The sequence below is a fragment of the Oricola indica genome (assembly GCF_019966595.1).
In the GTDB taxonomy this organism is placed as follows: domain Bacteria; phylum Pseudomonadota; class Alphaproteobacteria; order Rhizobiales; family Rhizobiaceae; genus Oricola; species Oricola indica.
The window spans coordinates 275,752-293,847 of the sequence record NZ_JAINFJ010000002.1; the positions used below are offsets into that span (position 1 = coordinate 275,752).

At 64.0% G+C, this 18,096-nt stretch carries 15 protein-coding genes; 2 read left to right on the plus strand and 13 right to left on the minus strand.

Going from position 1 to position 18,096, the window contains the following annotated elements:
- Window positions 1–12: 12 nt before the first annotated feature.
- From LC343_RS06820 to LC343_RS06850, 7 genes are all read right to left on the minus strand, one after another.
- Window positions 13–1,119 carry a glycoside hydrolase family 5 protein gene (locus LC343_RS06820; RefSeq protein ID WP_223476358.1) on the minus strand — a complete coding sequence of 369 codons (1,107 nt, stop codon included), beginning with the start codon at window positions 1,117–1,119 and terminating at the stop codon, window positions 13–15.
- A 191-nt stretch (window positions 1,120–1,310) separates the two neighbouring features.
- On the minus strand, window positions 1,311–3,263 hold the full coding sequence (locus LC343_RS06825; RefSeq protein WP_223476730.1) for a heparinase II/III family protein: 1,953 nt from the start codon (window positions 3,261–3,263) through the stop codon (window positions 1,311–1,313).
- The gene (locus LC343_RS06830; RefSeq protein WP_223476359.1) at window positions 3,263–4,600 is read right to left on the minus strand and encodes a glycosyltransferase family 4 protein; all 1,338 of its coding nucleotides are present in this window, start codon (window positions 4,598–4,600) and stop codon (window positions 3,263–3,265) included. Before LC343_RS06830 ends, LC343_RS06825 begins: the two co-directional genes overlap by 1 nt.
- A gap of 235 nt (window positions 4,601–4,835) precedes the next feature.
- Entirely contained in the window at window positions 4,836–6,143 is a 1,308-nt protein-coding gene (locus LC343_RS06835) for a nucleotide sugar dehydrogenase (protein ID WP_223476360.1), read from the minus strand.
- 84 nt (window positions 6,144–6,227) lie between these two features.
- Complete coding sequence (locus LC343_RS06840) at window positions 6,228–7,538, minus strand: phenylacetate--CoA ligase family protein (protein WP_223476361.1); 1,311 nt, start codon at window positions 7,536–7,538, stop codon at window positions 6,228–6,230.
- Window positions 7,535–8,740, minus strand: a complete 1,206-nt coding sequence (locus LC343_RS06845; protein WP_223476362.1) for a glycosyltransferase family 4 protein — start codon at window positions 8,738–8,740, stop codon at window positions 7,535–7,537. Before LC343_RS06845 ends, LC343_RS06840 begins: the two co-directional genes overlap by 4 nt.
- Complete coding sequence (locus tag LC343_RS06850; RefSeq protein WP_223476363.1) at window positions 8,737–9,678, minus strand: glycosyltransferase family 2 protein; 942 nt, start codon at window positions 9,676–9,678, stop codon at window positions 8,737–8,739. Before LC343_RS06850 ends, LC343_RS06845 begins: the two co-directional genes overlap by 4 nt.
- Window positions 9,679–10,250: 572 nt before the next feature.
- Between LC343_RS06850 and LC343_RS06855 the strand changes: the two genes are divergently transcribed.
- Both LC343_RS06855 and LC343_RS06860 read left to right on the plus strand, forming a co-directional pair.
- On the plus strand, window positions 10,251–11,600 hold the full coding sequence (locus LC343_RS06855) for a UDP-glucose dehydrogenase family protein (RefSeq protein ID WP_223476364.1): 1,350 nt from the start codon (window positions 10,251–10,253) through the stop codon (window positions 11,598–11,600).
- A 41-nt stretch (window positions 11,601–11,641) separates the two neighbouring features.
- Entirely contained in the window at window positions 11,642–12,163 is a 522-nt protein-coding gene (locus LC343_RS06860) for a flavin reductase family protein (protein ID WP_223476365.1), read from the plus strand.
- 27 nt (window positions 12,164–12,190) lie between these two features.
- Here LC343_RS06860 and LC343_RS06865 read toward each other — a convergent pair whose 3' ends face one another.
- The 6 genes from LC343_RS06865 to LC343_RS06890 all read right to left on the minus strand — a co-directional run bounded on the left by LC343_RS06865 (window position 12,191) and on the right by LC343_RS06890 (window position 18,007).
- On the minus strand, window positions 12,191–12,667 hold the full coding sequence (locus LC343_RS06865; protein ID WP_223476366.1) for a copper chaperone PCu(A)C: 477 nt from the start codon (window positions 12,665–12,667) through the stop codon (window positions 12,191–12,193).
- A gap of 83 nt (window positions 12,668–12,750) precedes the next feature.
- Window positions 12,751–13,149 (minus strand): hypothetical protein, encoded by a 399-nt coding sequence (locus tag LC343_RS06870; RefSeq protein WP_223476367.1) that lies wholly within the window; start codon window positions 13,147–13,149, stop codon window positions 12,751–12,753.
- Between the two features lie 47 nt (window positions 13,150–13,196).
- Window positions 13,197–14,162 (minus strand): GlxA family transcriptional regulator, encoded by a 966-nt coding sequence (locus LC343_RS06875; RefSeq protein ID WP_223476368.1) that lies wholly within the window; start codon window positions 14,160–14,162, stop codon window positions 13,197–13,199.
- 43 nt (window positions 14,163–14,205) lie between these two features.
- On the minus strand, window positions 14,206–15,105 hold the full coding sequence (locus LC343_RS06880) for a bifunctional methylenetetrahydrofolate dehydrogenase/methenyltetrahydrofolate cyclohydrolase (RefSeq protein WP_223476369.1): 900 nt from the start codon (window positions 15,103–15,105) through the stop codon (window positions 14,206–14,208).
- Window positions 15,106–15,229: 124 nt separating this feature from the next.
- Window positions 15,230–16,735 carry a GumC domain-containing protein gene (locus LC343_RS06885; protein WP_223476370.1) on the minus strand — a complete coding sequence of 502 codons (1,506 nt, stop codon included), beginning with the start codon at window positions 16,733–16,735 and terminating at the stop codon, window positions 15,230–15,232.
- 129 nt (window positions 16,736–16,864) lie between these two features.
- Window positions 16,865–18,007, minus strand: coding sequence for a glycosyltransferase family 4 protein (locus tag LC343_RS06890; protein WP_223476371.1), 1,143 nt, complete (start codon window positions 18,005–18,007; stop codon window positions 16,865–16,867).
- Window positions 18,008–18,096: the final 89 nt, after the last annotated feature.

Here is an 18,096-nt window from a genome sequence, read left to right on the forward strand (position 1 = left end):
ACCCCGACAGGTTCACTGGATCGCGCCGACCGTGCCGCGCAATTCCCATTGAGCCGTCGGGGCAGCGTCGAGGCCAAGTGCCTTTACCGATCCGATGTCGATCTCGCGCGTATCGTTGTCGAGAACGAGACCGAAGCCCGGATAGCCATTGCCGCGCGTGTACTCCCAGAACGCCCAGCCGAAACCCGCTTCCTCGGCGACCCGCCTGACATCCTCCAGCCAGACGTAACGATCCGGATTGTCCGGCATACCGCGCACCGGCCATGCAGTGCCGAACTCTCCGATCAGGAGACGACCGGGATCAACGCCATGACTGCTGGCCCAGTCGCTCACGCCGCTGAAATGACCAGCGATAAAGTCCCGATCGATAGCGGGCGCAGCCTCGTAATAGGCGCGGATGCGCTTCTCGAGACGTTCGAACGCGCCGTCGGGAATGTCACGCCCACCCGAGATCAGCAGATCAATCAGTTGCCGCGATTGATCAAGTGTGGCTTGCGCGCTGTGGCCAGTTCCCGGATACCGGACCCCCGACATGTACGGCATCGGATCGCCGGCGAAGGGTAGCCCCTGATGCGTGAATGAAATCGGCGAATAGAAATGCAGGTCGACGATCGTGTTGTCGTCGAAACCGGCCATGTCGAGATATTTCAGGCCGTCGAACCCGGACCAGCAGCCGGTGGTGAGCACCACTGTCAGGTCCGGTGCGATATCGCGGACAGTCGCATAGAGAAGCGGCTGGACGTCCGTCCAGTCGGTGCCGAACTGTATATGGCAATCGCGTTGCGGTTCGTTCATCAGGCCGAGCGCCAGTTTCCGGTCATCGAGGCTCGCAAGCCTTTTCGCCATGTCCGCGAGCCAGTCCTTGTAGGCCAGGAACTGGTCGCCATCCGTCGACGCCGTGATTGATTCAGCGGTCCAGCGGGCTTTGCCGTGGACGGGGTGCGGATCGACGAGGACACCAAGGCCGGTCGCGCGAATGCGGCTGACCGACTCCATGAGCGTATCCATGAGGACGGCTCTCCTCGCCTCATCGATCTCGAGGAACGGAGCCGGGGCAACCGTCAGGCGCACGAAATCGAAGCCAAGCGCATGGAGGCGCTGCAATTCGATGTCGCTCACCTTTGACAGCTCTCCGCGAAAGGGCGGCCAGAGGAACTTGCCCGGGTTGTCGGCGTCCCTTGCCGGCGATCCATACATGCGACCGATATTGATGCCCCGCTTGAACCCAGGATCCGCGAATGCGGAAGGGGATGCCGACAGGAGGGCCACGAGCATGGCGAACCCGAGGACGGATTGAAGCGCGCGGCGGATCACAGCAGCACCAGTTCGGTTGAATGAACCCGTCCCGGGGTCAGTTTGCCCTCGAAGCGCAGTTGCCACGCCGGCAGTTTCACGCCGAAGCGCGGCGACAGCCAGCCGAGTTTTTCATCCTCGTCGCCGCGGACAAGGCGCGGGGCAAGTCCGCCCGTACCCGACAGCCGCATGAGTGCGGTATCGCCGGAGACGAACTCGAAAACGCCCTCGCCGGCCTGCCGGATCGATACGCCCTCGCCCGCGAGAAATCCGATCGCCACGTCCAGCGCTTTTCCGTGTTCGCCTTCCAGACGATCCTCGACGACGAAGCGGTCCGGCGACACGCGCTTGAGAGCGCGGTGATGGCGGACGGCGAAGCGTTCGAGATAGCCGTCATGGCTGGCCTTGCAGGCGAAGCGATCAACCGCCGTTTCCACGTCGTCGAGGGTGGAGACGGCTTTCGTCTTCCAGTTGAATGCGCCGGCGATCCGGCTGGAATCGACGCCCTCGACAGTCATGGTGTTGTGAAGGGCCGTTCCCCGGAACGCGTCGCGCCAGGCACCACCCGAATGGTAGAGATAGGTGCCGGCGTCGGCCAGGAGCGGCTCGCCGCCGTAACGCATCCACAAGGCGAGCGCATCGGCGTGGCCGTGAGCCGCGATGGAGAGATAGCCGAGCGGACCATGATCCATGGCCAGGATCAGTTCCTTGCCATGCACCGTGTCGCGCAGAACCGTGTAACCGCCATCGTTCAGGGTCCGAACGCCCCGCGGCGCGTTTTCCGCCACGAGCCGACCGAGCAGCAATCCGCGCAGGTTCGCCGGCGCGACCGGCGGCGCGATATCCTCGCGGTCGCAGATCGCGGCGACAGAAGCGAGGACGGATGCGGCGTAGAACGGCTCGCTTTCGGGATCTTCGCCGACGACGCGGCCTTCGTCGTCATCGCCGATCCGCAGGGCATGGCCGTTTTCGTCGATGAAGAGACGCAGCGCCTCACCTGCCTTGGCAAGCCGGTCGTAGACGGCGGGCGAGAACGGCTTTTCGAGCGCCTCGGCCGCCCTGACGGCGACAAGGTAAAGTTCCAGCGTGAAGGAGGTGTAGGTCGGGGACTGTTCGGCTCCGACGCCGTCGGCGAATATCTGCTTGCCGATTTCCCTTTCAAGCACCGCGCGGCCACGCGCCTGCCATTGGGCCGAACGCGGATGGTCTGCATAGGCGGCGCCGATGACAAACAGGCCGACCGCCTCGGCGACGAGGTGGTTGTTGGCGGAGGAAAAGCCCGACGGGTAGCGCTGAAGCCATTCGGCGCTCGCTGCGAGAAAGGCCCTGATCGGGCTTCGGGCCCTGTCCGAAAAGGCATTCGGGCCGAGCATTCGCGTGACCGTCAGCACCGAGACGGCGCGCAACGCCAGTTCTATTCCCGACGTCCAGTTGATGCCGAGATATGGCGGGTTGGCTTCAATCCAATCCATGATCTCGGCGGCGGCGAAATCAGCGAGTTCCTGATTTGCGGTGGCTTTCGCCAGCGCCGCGACGGTCTGGATATGCTGGAGGCGGTTAACCTCCCAGACATATTTCACGTCGCCATAATCGGCCGTGTGGCGGTATTCGATGGCGAAGCAATAGCGGTCGCTCGGCCAGAGACGGCCCGATACCGGATCGAGATGCCAGTCGAAGCGGTCGCCGGGCCATTCGACGCCGAGGCAGGAAAACCGGCGCGCCATCGCCCGGTCGGCAACGTCGCGCCATCGCGCCAGCACGTCCTCGTCCGCGTCGGAAACGTCGCATTCGGCCGGAAGAACTGGCAGCGGCCCATCCGGTTGCGCATGGGATGCCCAGCCCGGACTCCAGCGGCTCGCGGCGCGCTTCTTCCAGGATTCACCGACCCGATGGACGATCTCCGGGCCGCTCATCGCCGAAAGGCGATTGGCGTACCAGGCAACGCGCCCCAATGCGCCCTGTGTTGCCATCAATGGGACTTCTCCACGGTCTTACGATAGAGCGGGCGCTCCGGCGTCACCACGGAGGGGGCGGGATTGTCCTTTGCGCGTGCGCCCGGGCGGACCTTCTGTCCGATTTTCTCGAACATTCGATCATAGGCAGCGAGCAGCATCGGGACCGAGTGATCCCAGGAATACATGTCGATGATGCGCTTGCGGCCGATTTCGCCCATGGCCCGGCGGCGCTCGGGATCGTCGATCAACTCGACGATCTTGTCACCGAAATCGCGGGGGTCGTTCTTTGCGGCATAGACGGAAGCCTCGCCGGCGGAGACGCGGCCCTCATGCATGTCGAACTGCACGATCGGCTTCTTCAGCGTCATGTATTCGAGGATCTTGTTCATCGTCGACAGGTCGTTCATCGGCGTGACCCGGTCCGGATTGACGCAGATGTCGGCCGTGTTCAGCATGTCGAGCAGAAGATCGTCAGGGGCCCGCCCCGTGAAGGTGAAATATTTCTCCAGTCCGCGCTGACGCACATCCGTCTGGATGGTTTCGAGCTCGGGCCCGCCGCCGACGATCCCGAACTGGATGTCGTCACGGCCCAGGTCGCGCACGACATGCTCCGCCGCGTCGATCAGGAGGTCCATGCCCTCCTGCGCCCCGATTACACCGACATAGCCGACGAGATGCTTGAAGCCCTTCTTCAGTTCCGGCTTCGGCTCGCGGATCTGCAGCTTCTCGATCTTCGGTCCGGAACGGACCACGAAAACATCGTCGGGCTCCATGCCGCCGCGCCGCACAGCGATATCCTTGTAGGAATCGTTGGTGGCGATGGAGACCATCGCGGATTTGAAGGTCAGTTTCTCGAAGAAACGGGTCACACGGTAGAGCAGGCCGCGCTTGCCGAACTTCGCCTCGAAAAGCTCCGGGCTGATGTCGTGGTGATCGAACAGAAAACGCACGCCGAACGGCCGAAACAGCCACGCGACCAGGAAGATGAGATCAGGCGGGTTGCAGCCGTGAATGACATCGAAGCCGTGCCGGCGCTTCACCTTGAAGGCCAGCCGCGCCTCATGGAAGAGCGCGGAGGAATATTCGCGCAGATAGCCAAGCGCACCGCGCGCATCGAGCGGAAGCGTATGGCGATAGATATGGATACCGTCGATTTCCTCGTAAGGCGCGTCGAAGCCCTTGCCGGTCGGACAGATGACCGACACGGTGTAGCCGGCCGCGCGCAAGGTCGTTGCTTCCGACCAGACCCTTCGGTCGAACGGGACGGGAAGGTTCTCGACGACGATCAGTACCCGGCGATCGAATGACCTGTCGGTTGTCGCTTCCAGTTCTTTGCTGGTAATATATTTCACGGTTGCACCTGTTGAACGATCCGGTTAGGCGCTCCCCACTGCGCTCGCATTCCACCCGTCCGCCACGCCGGCGTTCGGGCTGTCTGGACATCAAGGATTTCCCGGTCTTTATTCAACGAGAGCCCCCCAAATACGCGGGTTGCGCCACCGAATTCGGTTACCGAAACGTTAAGCGGATCATTAAAATTGAAGGCAGTCCCGCCGCGGGATAGGAAGCGGCCGGGATGCCCGGCGACTACCAATTGACACCCTCATATTGCGCATCGGCGTGCATGCGTTTTTTCAGACGCACGAGGTCGTAAATCCGCTGCTCCGGCGCGACGCGGTCGGGCAGTTCCTCGAACTCCGGCGAGGCATTGCCGATGACCAGAGTCTCGCCATGGGCGAGCACGGCATCGAAATCGTCGAGCAGGATCGAGGAGATGTGCGGGATCTTGTTGAGGATGAAATCGCGGTTCGCGCCGTAGAGGCGGGCGAAGTTCACGTAGCGGTCGTAGATGCGGACATCCATGCCCTTTCCGAGAAGCTTCTCGACCAGCGTCACCTGTGGGCTTTCGCGAAGATCGTCCGTGCCGGCCTTGAAGGAAATGCCGAAGACGGAAATCTTGCGGTTGCCATAGGCCATGATGTCCTCGAAGGCCCGGTCGATCTGGTTCTCGTTGGAGCGCATCACGCTTTCGAGCATCGGCAAATCGAGATCGAGCGAGCGGCCCTTGTAGGACAAGGCGCGCACATCCTTCGGCAGGCACGATCCGCCGAAGGCGAAGCCCGGCATCAGGTAGCGGGGCGAGATGTTGAGCTTTTCGTCCTTGCAGAAGATACGCATCACATCGTGGCTGTCGACGCCAACCGCCTTCGAGATGTTTCCGATCTCGTTGCCGAAGACGACCTTCACTGCATGCCAGGCGTTGTCGGCATATTTCACGAGTTCGGCGACCTCGACGGAGGTCAGGAAAAGCGGCGCGTCGATGTGTTCGTATATCTCGGCGATCGCGGCGGCGTCTTCTTCCGTCTCCGACCCGACGACGATCTTCGGGGGATTGTCGTAGTCATAGACAGCCGTCGCCTCGCGCAGGAATTCCGGGTTGTTGCCGATGACCAGTCCCGGCGCGTTTCCGGCGTGCTCGCGCAAGGTCGGGATCACGATGTCGCGCATCGTGCCCGGCAGCACCGTCGAGCGCAGGACGACCGCGTGCGGCCGGTTCTTCTTCGCGATGGCAGCGCCGATCTCCTCGCAGACGCGCATCACCGCATCCGTATCGAGCGAACCGTTCCTGCGGCTCGGCGTGCCAACACAGATCAGCGACATGTCCGTCGCGTCGATGGCTTCCTGCGTGTCGGTGGTCGCGCGCAGCTTGCCGCTGGCGACGCCGTTGCCGATCAGTTCTCCGACATAGTCCTCGACGACCGGCGACTTGCCGCCATTGACGATGTCCACCTTGACCTGCTGCCGGTCCACGCCGACGACAAGGTGGCCGTCGCGTGAAAGGCACGCGGCCGTAACGGCGCCGACATAGCCAAGTCCGAACACTGAAATTTTCATTCGTCTGCCACTTCCGATCCCTGTTTCGGTTTCACGGCGAGGATGGGGACTGCGTTTCACCCCCGCCGCGTGTTTCTGCGTCACTCAAAGGTCCGCGCTGCGCACCACAAATGGCTGCTTGCCCCCCGGCTGGCGGGGAATGGCATCGCAGAATTCAACATCCACGCGCATGCCCTCAGGCAGGCGCGACGTGACCCGTTCGGCGATTTCCCGGCCCAGCGCTTCGCCGGGCTTCGCGCGCGGCACGGCCAGAACGCGGATATGATCGGGCGCGTCCTGGCGAAGCTGCATCTGGAGAAGGCCTTCGATGCCGCGCGGTATGTGGTTCATGCCGATCAGCCGGGTGCCGTCGGGGGCGAGGAGATAGTCGTTCTCACGCCCCTCGATGCGGGCGAACGATCTCAGCCCAAGGGCGACTTCCTCACGCTCGCGGCGGCCTGTCGCGCCGTCGAGAACGGCGACGTCGCCGATGCGGTAGCGCACGAGAGGCTGCGCCGCATTGCGCAGATTGGTTGCCGAAATGGCGAACCGCGCGCCGGAGTACCCGTCCAGCGCATCAAGTTCGACGGCCCCGTAAGCGGGCATGAAGCGATACTGGCCAGCTTCGAGCGCGTAGGCGAAGCAGACGCGCTCGGCCTGGCCGTAATAATCCGCCACCCGCGCCTGAAACAGGCTTTCCGCGCGGGCGCGCAAGTCGTCGGTCAGCACTTCGGAGGAGGTCAGGATGACAGGAACCGTCAGGCGGCTTCCATTGTCCTCCATGATGTTCACGAGCAGTTCGAGCGCCGAGGGATAGGCCCAGAGCACGCCCGGACGAAATTCGCGCAAGGTATCGAGAAACAGGCCCGCGCGGTCGCGATGGAGATGAGCCACCGAGAAATTCATGACACGGCCGCCGCTTTGGACCCGCCAGAAGGGCGGTTCGTTATCGGACGGATCCTTGATCGCCTCACCGCGGAAGACCGCCACACGGTCGCGCGCGAAATCCCCTCCCGCCAGCGAGACGACGTGATCGATGGCAGCCTGCTCGAAGACGACGGAGGCGAAGCTGCGCCGGACCGAGAGCGGCACGCCGGACGAGCCGCTGGTCTGGGCGTTCGTCGCGAACAACCCGCCGGCACTTTCGAAATCCGCCTGCCCGGACTGGAGCATCGTCTTGTCGACATGCGACCATTCGCAAAGCGGCAACCCGTCAAAGCGCGCATAGCCCGGAAGCCTTGCCGCGCCGGCGAGCGTCTCGTCGATCAGGCGCTGCTGGAGGCGGCTGCGTTCTTCGAAACCGGCGCGGTCGAACAGTTCGAGTTCGCGGCGGAAACCGGAATAGAGCGGCGCAAAGCGGCGGACGAACCGGTCGCCGAGGCCGGCACTCTTCAGGTGGGCGGTCACGGCGTTCATCGCGCACCTCCCGGCGCCGGGACGATCCGGCTCACGAAACCGTCAAAGGCTTCGACCATCTGCCCGATGCGCAGGCTCTCGCGCGTCTTGCCGGCATTGGCCGCGAGACGGGCCTGTTCGTCGGGCGATGCCGCGAAGGCGGCAAGACCTTCGCAAAACGCTTCTTCGTCGCCGCCGATCAGCAGGGCGTCGTAGTCTTCCGTCAGATACTCGATCTCCGGGCTGTGGAAATCATGCTTTTGCGTGACGACGGGGCGGGCATGGGCGAAGGCGTGATTGATCGCCAGACCCAGATATCCGGGAATGACGACGGCGCAGGCGACCTTCATCGCTTTCGCGATCCGAATGTCGGACGGGTCGATGGCGCCCGTGAAGTGAACATTGTCCGTTCCGCTGGCCTGCTCACGGAGCTTCGGCATCTCTTCGCCGTCGCCGACGACTAGAACCTCGACGGGCTTGCCGCCGACATCGGGAAAGCGTTTCGCGAAATCGATCAGCAGGTCGACGCGCTTCCGGGGCACGAGGCGGCCGACATAGAGAAACACGGTCGAATCCGGCTTCAGGCCGAATTCCGCCCTGATCTCCCGATCCGGCACGTCTGCGACTGCCTGAGCCAGCTTCACCTGCTCTTCGACATCGATCGTGTTGCGGACGACCTGGATACGGTCCTCGGCCATGCCGATGGACAGGAGATGGTCGCGACCCTTTTCCGTGTAAGCGAGATAGCCGTCGCCAAAACGCGCCAGACGGTCAGCCGCCCAGATGGCGAGACGGTCCTTCAGTCCCGGTCCGCCACCGCCCTGCCAGGAGCCGTAGGCCTTGCGATAGCCGAACCCCCACCAGATGACTGGCCTGCGCAGAACCCTGGAACAGGCGACCATGACGAGGCTGGACAGGAACTTGAACTCGTGGCCAACGATGAGGCCGTCATATCCGCCCGTGAGATATCGCCAGACAGCCGGCTGCCAGACGGCGATGCTGCCACCGATCTTCAGCTCGCGATTGTTCAGCCCGACATTCTCGAAGGCGAAGGGCGGCTTCGCGGCCTGGAGGGAAATGTTGGAGGGCGGCGCGCCGTGAAAGACCGTGTAGCGGTTTGCGGACATGCGCGACAGGTGCTCGAAGAAGCCGCGCCGATAGACGGGCACACAGCCCTGGTGGAAGACCGCGATACGGCGCGGTTCCGGATGATTTCCGGTCATGCGCCCGCCTCTCCCGCACCGCCGTAATAGCGCGCGCGCTTCCAGTAGGTGATCTTGCCGAGGGCCGACATGACATGCATGCGGAAACGCGCGGAAGGTTGACGGCCAAATGGCGCGCTCAATGCGGCCAGCGGGGCAAAAATGGCGAGTTGTACGAGCGCCTTCGCGCCGATGCGCAGAGTCGCGATCAGCGGATTGCGATCGTTGACGATATGGACATAGGTGGAGTTGCGCGCCGAAATCAGCTTGCGATGCAAGAAGGCCGGCAGCATAGCCTTGGCGTTCGGCCAGAATTCATGAACGACCGCATCGGCGACCCAGATGATCTTGCGCCCCTGCAGATGCAGGCGGTAGATCAGCTGCGTATCCTCACCACCGGATAATCCCAGCTCCGGATCAAAAGGCGGCGCGACGTCGAAGCAGCGGTCAGGGCGAAACATCACGTTTCCGCCACGGGCGAATTGAACCCTGTGCCCGGTCGGCATCGCCTTATGCGTGCTGAAAATGAAGGGTTCGGGGTCCCAACCGAGCGTCTCGCGATCCTCGAATACCGGAAAGACCGGACCTGTCGCGACATCTGCATCGTGCTCGATCATCGCCCGGTAGAGATTTTTCAACCAGTCCGGCTTGGCCACCTCGTCGTCGTCGATAAAGGCGACATAGGCTCCCCTCGCCGCTGCAATACCAGCATTGCGCGCATGGGAGATACCGGCCGCCCGCTCGTGGACATAACGCAGCTTTTCGCCGAAGGCCGGATGAGCGGATACCCAGGGATGGGCCGATTCCCCGCCGGAGTTGTCGACGACGACGATCTCCATTCCGGTTTCACTGTCGAGAGACTGTCCAAGGACGGAATCGACGGTCTTTCGCGCCATCTCCTCGCGATCGACGGTGCATATGACGACCGAGATCAGCACCACCGGATCGAGCCTCCGCACGGCGTGAAGTCGTCGCTAGACGTATCGTTTCGATATGCCGACATGCTGGCGAATATCCCCGGTCCAATCGACTACCGATCGGCGCTAACGCGCTGACTTCGTTCAACTCAAGTCGCCGATCACGCCAGATCCGGGCATGACAATTCGCATCCGGCCTTACCCGGGAAATGTCGCCGATACCCTGAACACTCACGGCAAGGGGGACGCTAGCAGGGATGCTTTAAGGGCCGTTTACAGGAACCCAGAAAATTTGAACAAAAAACGCTTCAACCAGCCCCGCCTGTCTGTCGAAAGCGGTCACAACCGCTTGAATTTCCGCTCTTTTCAGGTGTATCGTGCGGCGACAGGGATTGTCTCGCACCGGGAAGACCCGGAACTGACAACGTGCCATAAATAGAACGGCTAAACATCGGATCCCGCAATTAACGAAGCGTAAACCATAGTTTCGCTCGTGGCGTCTTCCTAAGGGATGTGTTCATTGATCAGGGCACATTGATCACGTTGATTATCCGGTATGGCCGGCTTGCCAGGCAATCAGGCATGCCATCGCGAAAGGTCGAGGAGAGGCCAGTATGAAAATCACGATGATCGGGGCGGGCTATGTCGGACTGGTGTCCGGCGCATGTTTCGCCGATATCGGCCATGATGTGATCTGCGTCGACCGCGACGAGACCAAGCTCGACGCGCTGCGCGCAGGATCGATCCCGATCTACGAGCCGGGGCTGGAACAGATCGTCACCGATAATGTCCGCGCGGAGCGGCTCTCCTTCAGCGCCGATCTCGAAGCCTCGGTAAAAGACGCCGATGCAGTCTTCATCGCCGTCGGCACCCCGTCGCGCGCGGGTGACGGCCTCGCCGACCTGACGCATGTCTACACGGTCGCCCGGACGCTCGCGCCAATGCTCGCCGACGGCACCATCGTGGTGACGAAATCGACGGTGCCGGTGGGAACCGGCGACGAGATCGAGCATCTCATCCGCAGCGGAAACCCGACGGCCGACATTGCGGTCGTGTCCAATCCGGAATTCCTGCGCGAGGGATCGGCCATCGCCGACTTCAAGGAACCGGACCGGATCGTGATCGGTACCGACGACGTGAACGCGCGCGGCGTCATGCGCGATCTCTATGCGCCGCTGGGCCTCGACAAGGACCGCATTCTGATGACCGGCCGTCGCACGGCCGAGCTGACCAAATACGCCGCCAATTCCTTCCTCGCCATGAAGGTCACCTATATCAACGAGATCGCGGATCTTTGCGAGAAAGTCGGCGCCGACGTCCTCGACGTGGCGCAAGGCATCGGCATGGACAACCGCATCGGCCGCAAGTTCCTCAATGCCGGTCCGGGGATCGGCGGTTCATGCTTTCCGAAGGACACGCTGGCGCTCGTCAGGACGGCGCATGACGCCGACAGCCCGATGCGCCTCGTCGAGACCACGGTCACCATCAACGACCAGCGCAAGCGCTCCATCTCCAAGAAGGTGATCCGCGGCTGCGGCGGGTCGGTGCGCGGCAAGACGATCGCGGTCTTGGGTCTGACCTTCAAGCCGGATACGGACGATGTCCGCGAATCTCCGGCACTGCCGCTGATCAGGGCACTTCAGGATGCCGGCGCGCGCATTCGTGCCTTCGATCCGGAAGGAACCGAACAGGCGCGCGACCTGCTCTCCAACGTGACCTATTGCGACGATGCCTATCACGCCGCCGAGGGCACGGATGCCGTGGTCATCGTCACGGAATGGGCGATCTTCCGCAATCTCGACCTGACGCGGCTCAAGGAAACCATGGCCACTCCGGTCATGGTTGACCTGCGCAACATCCAGAACCCCGACGTGGTTCGCATGGCCGGGTTCAGCTACCACGGCGTCGGCCGGGGGGAGAGCGGCGACGGTCTCTCACCGCTGCTCGTCCAGGCGGCGGAGTAGGTTCGATCGGTGCCGTGACCGCCGTGGAGGGCGGACCCAGCATGCTGAGGGAAGCTTTCCTGGACGCGATGAGCCTGACAGCGGCCACGGTGACCGTGGTCACGACGGACGGACCGGCGGGCCGCGCCGGCGTGACCGTTTCCGCGATGACACCCGTCGCCGCCGATGGCGACAGCCCGACCATCCTCGTCTGCATCAACGCGGCGAGCCGCTCTGTCCAGTCCATTCTCGAAAACGGGCGCTTCTGCCTGAACATCCTGCGCGAAGACCAGCAGGCAGTCGCGGACGCCTTCGCGGGGCGGCTACCGGAGTTCAGCGAAGACAAGTTCGCCTGCGCGCACTGGCTGGACACACCGACCGGCTCTCCGCGCCTGAAAGGCGCCCTCGCCGCATTGGACTGCCATGTCGGAAGCGCGCATCGCCAGGACACGCATCACGTCATTTTCGGCAGCGTCGGCACGATCACCCGCGGCGCGCATGGCGACCCGCTGGTACACTGCAACCGCGCCTATCGCACGCTCGGCGGCCACGGCGCCGGGATCGCGCGGCGCAAGGCGTCGTGAGACGCCTCGCGCGTTGATCGAACGCAATCAGTGTTGCATGTCCATCTTGAGCTTGTCGGGCGTGACGACGCTGAAATCGACCTCGACCTCACCCGCTTTCTCGAAGACGAGCGTTGCCTTGCGGCTGGTCTCGGGCTGGAGCTGTTCCTTCATCTGCATGAACATGACGTGGTAGCCGCCGGGCTTCAGCACGACCTCGCCGCCGGGCGGGATTTCGAGCCCGTTTGCCAGCTGGCGCATCTTCATGACGTCACCGTCCATGGCCATTTCATGGATTTCGACCTTGCCAGCGAAGTCCGCTGACCCGCCGATCAGCCGGTCGGCTTCCCCGCCGGTGTTGCGAAGCGTCATGTAGCCGCCGGAGACCGGCGCGCCGGGCGGCGTGGCGCGCGCCAACGGATGGACGATTTCCAGGTCGCCGGCTTTATAGTCATGCGCATTGGCCACGAGCGTGGCGGTGAAGAGCGCGGCGCCGGCCGCAGCAGCGGTGAGCAGTTTTTTCATGTCTGTTTTCCCATCTGATCGAACCGCGACGCCTAAGCGCGCGGCCATTTTCTGTTTTCGGAATTCGATTGCGCCCGAAGGCGTCAGACAGAAATCGACGGGGGCCCGCGTTTCGACGCGGTGGCAAGTTCAACGGCTGCGATCGGCGGTGCGGTCTTCACCGGCATCATGACGGCCAGCAAAAGGGGAAGAGGCCGTGAGAGTGCCGAGACCGCAGGCTGTGCCGGCGCGGATGCCCCGGCGATCAGGCAGAAATCGCAAAACGCATGCTCGTGAACCGGCGCGCCGTCCTGATCCGTCGCGCAGAGATCGGGCAATGTGCCATCGGGCAGGACATATTGCGCCAATTCGTAGGAGGACGGTGCGTTGACGGCCGGACGGTGCGCAAACGCCGATAGGATCACCGCCGCCAGAACGAACAGGCGTAGCCAGAGGCCGCGAACCGGCCGGATTTCGATGCGCGAAACCGTCATGACGTCCACTTGGCAATTCCGTGGAGAATGGTCAAGCGACGGCTTGCCGCATGCGATCAGAAGCTGGTGCGGCGCTCGTCGCTGGGCGCGCGGCCGAATTGCAGCCGGTAGCTCTGCGCGAAATAGCTGTGCGAGGTGAAGCCCGTGGACAGCGCGACTTCGAGGATCGGAATGTTGGTCTGGCGCAGCAACTGCCGCGCGCGCTCCAGCCGCAACGTCATGTAGTAGCGGCCCGGCGTCGAGTTGAGATGGCGCAGGAACAGGCGCTCGACCTGGCGCACGGAAAGATGGACCGAGCCCGCCAGTTCACCGGCCGTCAGCGGGAGTTCGAGGTTCTCCGCCATCAGCTCCGTGACCTTGCGCAGCTTGTCCGACTTGCCGGTCAGGTCCGGTTCCTGGCCGACGCGCTGGCGGTCCTCGTGGCTGCGGATGCGTTCATGCTGGAACTGGTTGGCGACCTTGTGGGCGAGGTCCGGCCCGAAATCGGAGCGCACGATCTCCAGCATCAGGTCGACGGAGGTGGTGCCGCCCGCCGAAGTGTAGCGGTTGCGGTCGATCTCGTAGACATTGCCGGTGCATTCGATATGCGGGAAGGCCTCGCGGAACGAGGCGCGGTTTTCCCAGTGGATCGTGCAGCGGCGACCCTCCAGCTGACCGGCCTCCGCGAGCGTGTAACTGCCGATGGAAATGCCGCCCAGACCGACGCCGCGCCGCCCGAGCGACCGCAACGCCGCGACGATGCGCGCCTTGCCGGGGAACTCCGTGGTCAGGCCCGCCACGACGAAGACGATATCGCTTTGCGGGATGTCGTTGACGCCATAGGCCGCCTTGATCGCCAGCCTGTTGGAAGCATCGACCGGCTGGCCGTCATGCGACACGGTCGACCAGCCGTAATACTGGGTGTCGGACAGCCGGTTCGCCGAGCGCAGCACATCGATCGCCGCCGCCAGGCAGAACATCGGGAAGAACTCCGCCAGGATGAATGAGAAATGGCGCTTGGGCGTCTCGTCGTCCGCGATCATGACGGCGCGCTATAGCCCAGCCGGTACGCCGCGAAAAGCGAAATCAAAAGCGCGGCGGCTGCTCGCCGGCACTGCGATAGGCGGAGGTCACGGCGTTCGCCATCAGCATGGCGATGGTCATCTTGCCGACGCCGCCGGGAACCGGCGTGATGGCGGATGCGACCTTCTCGGCCTCCTCGTAATCGACATCGCCGACGAGTCGGGTCTTGCCCTCGCCCTTCTCGGGCGCGGGAACGCGGTTGATCCCGACATCGATGACAACGGCGCCGGGTTTCACCCAGTCGCCCTTGATCATGAGCGGGCGGCCGACAGCGGCGACCAGGATATCGGCGGTGCGGCAGAGCGCCGGCAGGTCGGCGGTGCGCGAATGGGCGACGGTCACAGTGGCGTTGGCGGCCAGAAGAAGATTGAACATCGGCTTGCCGACGATGTTGGAGCGGCCGACGACGACGGCGTTCTTCCCGGACAGGTCCTTGCCGAGAACGCGCTCGATCATCAGCATGGAGCCGGCCGGCGTGCAGGGCACGAAAGCGTCGCCGACCTGACCCGTTCCGAGCTTGCCGACATTGATGAAGGAAAAGCCGTCGACATCCTTGTCCGGATCGATCGCCTGGATGACCTTGCCTTCGTCGATGTGTCCCGGCAGCGGAAGCTGGACGAGGATGCCGTGGATCGTGTCGTCGGCGTTGAGATCGTCGATCAGGCCGAGCAAGTCCGCCTCCGACGTGTCTTCGGCAAGCTTGTGGGTGACGGATTTGAAGCCGCATTCATTGGCTCGCAGGCCCTTCGAACGGACATAGGCCTGGCTTGCCGGATCCTCGCCGACAATGACGACGGCAAGGCCGGTCTGCACGCCCTTTTGGTCTTTCAGCCTGTCGGCCGCCGCCTTGACCTCTTCGAGGACTTCGCCGGCAAGCACCGCGCCATCGATCCGTTCCGCCATGTGATTTGTCTCCCGCTGCGAGATTGCGGGCGGACATTTGCACGGCTTGCGCGCGAAAGAAAACCTCGGATGCGCCGATTTCTGGCGGAATCGGATAAGTTTTTCGCGATGTCCGCGACGGGCGTCAGGCCACCCGGCGCAGGTGCCCGGAACGGCGGGTGATCAGCCCTTCCAGAGTCTCCCGGATTTCGCGAACCTGCTGGCGCAGTTCCTCCAGTTCCCGGGGATCCTCAGGCGTGAAGGCCGGCGCCTCGACGGCATGGATCGGTGCGGGTTGTTGCGCCACGGGCTGCGGCGGCGGGATTTGCGCCGGCGCGGGCTGAGCGTACGCGGACGGCGCATGGGGCCAGCCGGGGGCCTGCGGTGCGGGCCAGGCGTACCAGGAGGGGGCCGGCGGATAAGCCATCTGCGGCATCGGAGGGGCCGGCCAATAGGCAATCGGCTGCGGCTGCGGCTGCGCAACGGCCTGTTGCGGCGCGACCGGATAGGGCGCGGGCTGCATGGCAGCGGGTTCTTGCGGCTGAATGAACGGATAGTAGGCCGGATAGGGATGCATCGGGTTCTCGCTTTCGTTTTGTTCCGGACCGGATCGGGCCATGCCGGGCACAGTCTCCGGCCCGGTTGCCTTGCGGACGGCATCGACCGCCTTGCGGAAGTCATCGGGTTTGTCGGCCACTGCATTCGGGGCATCGCGCTCCGCGCGTCCGGCGTTTTGCCGTGCAACACCGAATACGATGCTGCGAAGCAGAGCCGCGAGGGACAGGACGATCCCGAGCGCGAGACCCGCGAAACCGAACTGCGCGACAATGGCGACGGGCGATATGGAGGATGGCGCGTCAGGGATACGCGCCGGGGTGATCAGTTCTATTTCGGCTTTCGCGAGCGACGGCTCTTCGACCGTCGATCGACCGGTGTCGCGACGGGACATCGAGGCGCTGGTCGCCGCTTCCGCCTTCTCGCGTTTCAATTGCTCGACCAAGGCGCCGGCAAGCGCATTGGCGAGCGTTGCCGATTTCTCGGCGTCGCGCGTGGTCACGCCGACATCGACGATGAAATTCGCCGAGGTCCGTTCCGCATGAAGGCTTTCGCGCAGGCGGCGGACAACGGTACGGTCCTGCACCGCGTCACCCGGCGAGAACAGGGACAGGAAGCCCCGGATCGATCCGATCAGCCCCAAAGCGCCGTAGTCGCCGCGAAATTCGGGATCCTGATCCAGTTTGGCGCGTTCGATCACCCGTTCCAGAACCACCGGGGACCGGACGATGCCGATTTCGCCGTCGACAATATCGAAAGCACGCTGGCGAAGAATGAAATCGGCCGCGGCGTCACCGGTCTCGCCGCCGGCCGGCCTCGGATCGAACAGGATTTCAGCCTGCGCGGTGTAGAGTTTCGGCATCCACGCGGCAGCCACACCGCCGATCAGAAGTCCGCCGACGGTCAGCGCGATGACGGGCATTCGCCAGGCTTTGAAGGTCGAGCCAACGGCAGCGGACAGGCGATCCAGTTCCTTGCCGAACAAGGCCGCGTTCTCGTCGCGCGCGGCTCTCGCCGGGCGTCCGGCGGAAGCGCCGGCCCGCGATGGCGACGCCTTTTCGAGACGTCCCGGGCGATTGTGATCGGCTTCGTACATCGGCCACCAGGCTGGATTTGCACGTCTCGCGACAGTCGCGAGTGGTAAAGAGAGACTAAAATTTCATGGGTAACAAAAGGTTAATTTCGGGCTGCCGGATCGCTGAATTTCGCCGGGAAGAGCGTGATGTCAGCCGGAAAACCGGGCCAGAGCATCGGCGATCACACGATCCGCCCGCGCCTGACGCTCCGCATGGAAGGTGGCACCGTCCGCGTCGGTCAGACTCTCCGTGCGCTGGCTGACGACAAGATCGTGCAGGGCGGCGGCGAAGGCCTTCGGCTCCTCCGCGCGGACGATGCTGCCCGGCAGATCCGACATTCCGCGCAGCGCCTGCGGCGTGGCGACGGCGGGCAGGCCAAGCTCGCAAACGCGCAGCGTCGCGGGATAGAGGCCTTCCCGGCCCCGCGCGGTCAGCGCCACAATCCGGCACTGGCGCAGGAACTCGTCATTGTCCATCACCGGCCCGAGAAACAGAACCCGCCGGGACCGCCGCGCAAGGCCGCGCGGCATCTTGCCGGCGACGGCGATGGAGACCTCCGGGCGCAGCAGGGGCACGATTTCCGTCAGGAACCACTCCAGCCCGGCGCGCATACGCGGATGCGTCCAGTCCCCGAGCATGCCGACATCGAAGGCCGGGAGGCGCAGACCCGACGGCTCGGGCGGCGCGCCGACGGGCGGCAGAATGCCGGAACGGTCCGCATCGAGACCGAGACGCTCGCCGTCTTCCCCGGACGGGGGCAATACATATCGCGCGTCGGCGGCCAGTTTTCGTTCGAGCGCGTCCAGAGTCCGCGCTTCACGGGCGACAAGGAGACGGCGGAGAAAAGCCGGAACGGCGTTTTCCTCACCGAAGAAAGGTCGTTCCCCGACATCGCCCGGCAGCAACAGGAAGGGCTTTTTCGCGAGCAGCGGATACGCGCCGGCAAGAGCGACGCCGTCGAGGACGATACCGTCGGAGGGGCCCAGGGCCTCCAGCGCGGCGCGCAGCTCGGTGTCAGGCGCGATCCGCAATGCGGCGGAGGAAAGCGGCATGCCGCGAGACATCGCGGTCAGGAGCGTGTCCGGGCGCAGGGAAAGCTCGTCGATCCCGCCGATTTCGCCAAGACTGACCGCATCGTCTCCGGGCGAGGACGCGCCGGCCCTTGAATAGCCGAGCCGCGTGACCCGGACGCCCGTGCGCCGCAGGCCGTCGATGATCGTGCGACCGGCCATGCCGGAGATGCTGTCGGGCGAAGCGGCGGGCAGGACAGGCGTGGCGAAGACAAGATGCATGACGGTTCCCGTTGACCGGCGAGCGATAACACGGTTGGCGCGCGACCGCACCCGCCGGATTTGCCGATAAAGCCAGCTTGCGCGCGCAC

Excerpts from the sequence above, each read along its gene's own strand:
- LC343_RS06825 (WP_223476730.1), bottom strand. The coding sequence starts at position 3,263 with ATGGCAACACAGGGCGCATTGGGGCGCGTTGCCTGGTACGCCAATCGC.
- LC343_RS06835 (WP_223476360.1), bottom strand. The coding sequence starts at position 6,143 with ATGAAAATTTCAGTGTTCGGACTTGGCTATGTCGGCGCCGTTACGGCC.
- LC343_RS06840 (WP_223476361.1), bottom strand. The coding sequence starts at position 7,538 with ATGAACGCCGTGACCGCCCACCTGAAGAGTGCCGGCCTCGGCGACCGG.
- LC343_RS06845 (WP_223476362.1), bottom strand. The coding sequence starts at position 8,740 with ATGACCGGAAATCATCCGGAACCGCGCCGTATCGCGGTCTTCCACCAG.
- LC343_RS06855 (WP_223476364.1), top strand. The coding sequence starts at position 10,251 with ATGAAAATCACGATGATCGGGGCGGGCTATGTCGGACTGGTGTCCGGC.
- LC343_RS06860 (WP_223476365.1), top strand. The coding sequence starts at position 11,642 with ATGCTGAGGGAAGCTTTCCTGGACGCGATGAGCCTGACAGCGGCCACG.
- LC343_RS06865 (WP_223476366.1), bottom strand. The coding sequence starts at position 12,667 with ATGAAAAAACTGCTCACCGCTGCTGCGGCCGGCGCCGCGCTCTTCACC.
- LC343_RS06875 (WP_223476368.1), bottom strand. The coding sequence starts at position 14,162 with ATGATCGCGGACGACGAGACGCCCAAGCGCCATTTCTCATTCATCCTG.
- LC343_RS06880 (WP_223476369.1), bottom strand. The coding sequence starts at position 15,105 with ATGGCGGAACGGATCGATGGCGCGGTGCTTGCCGGCGAAGTCCTCGAA.
- LC343_RS06885 (WP_223476370.1), bottom strand. The coding sequence starts at position 16,735 with ATGTACGAAGCCGATCACAATCGCCCGGGACGTCTCGAAAAGGCGTCG.
- LC343_RS06890 (WP_223476371.1), bottom strand. The coding sequence starts at position 18,007 with ATGCATCTTGTCTTCGCCACGCCTGTCCTGCCCGCCGCTTCGCCCGAC.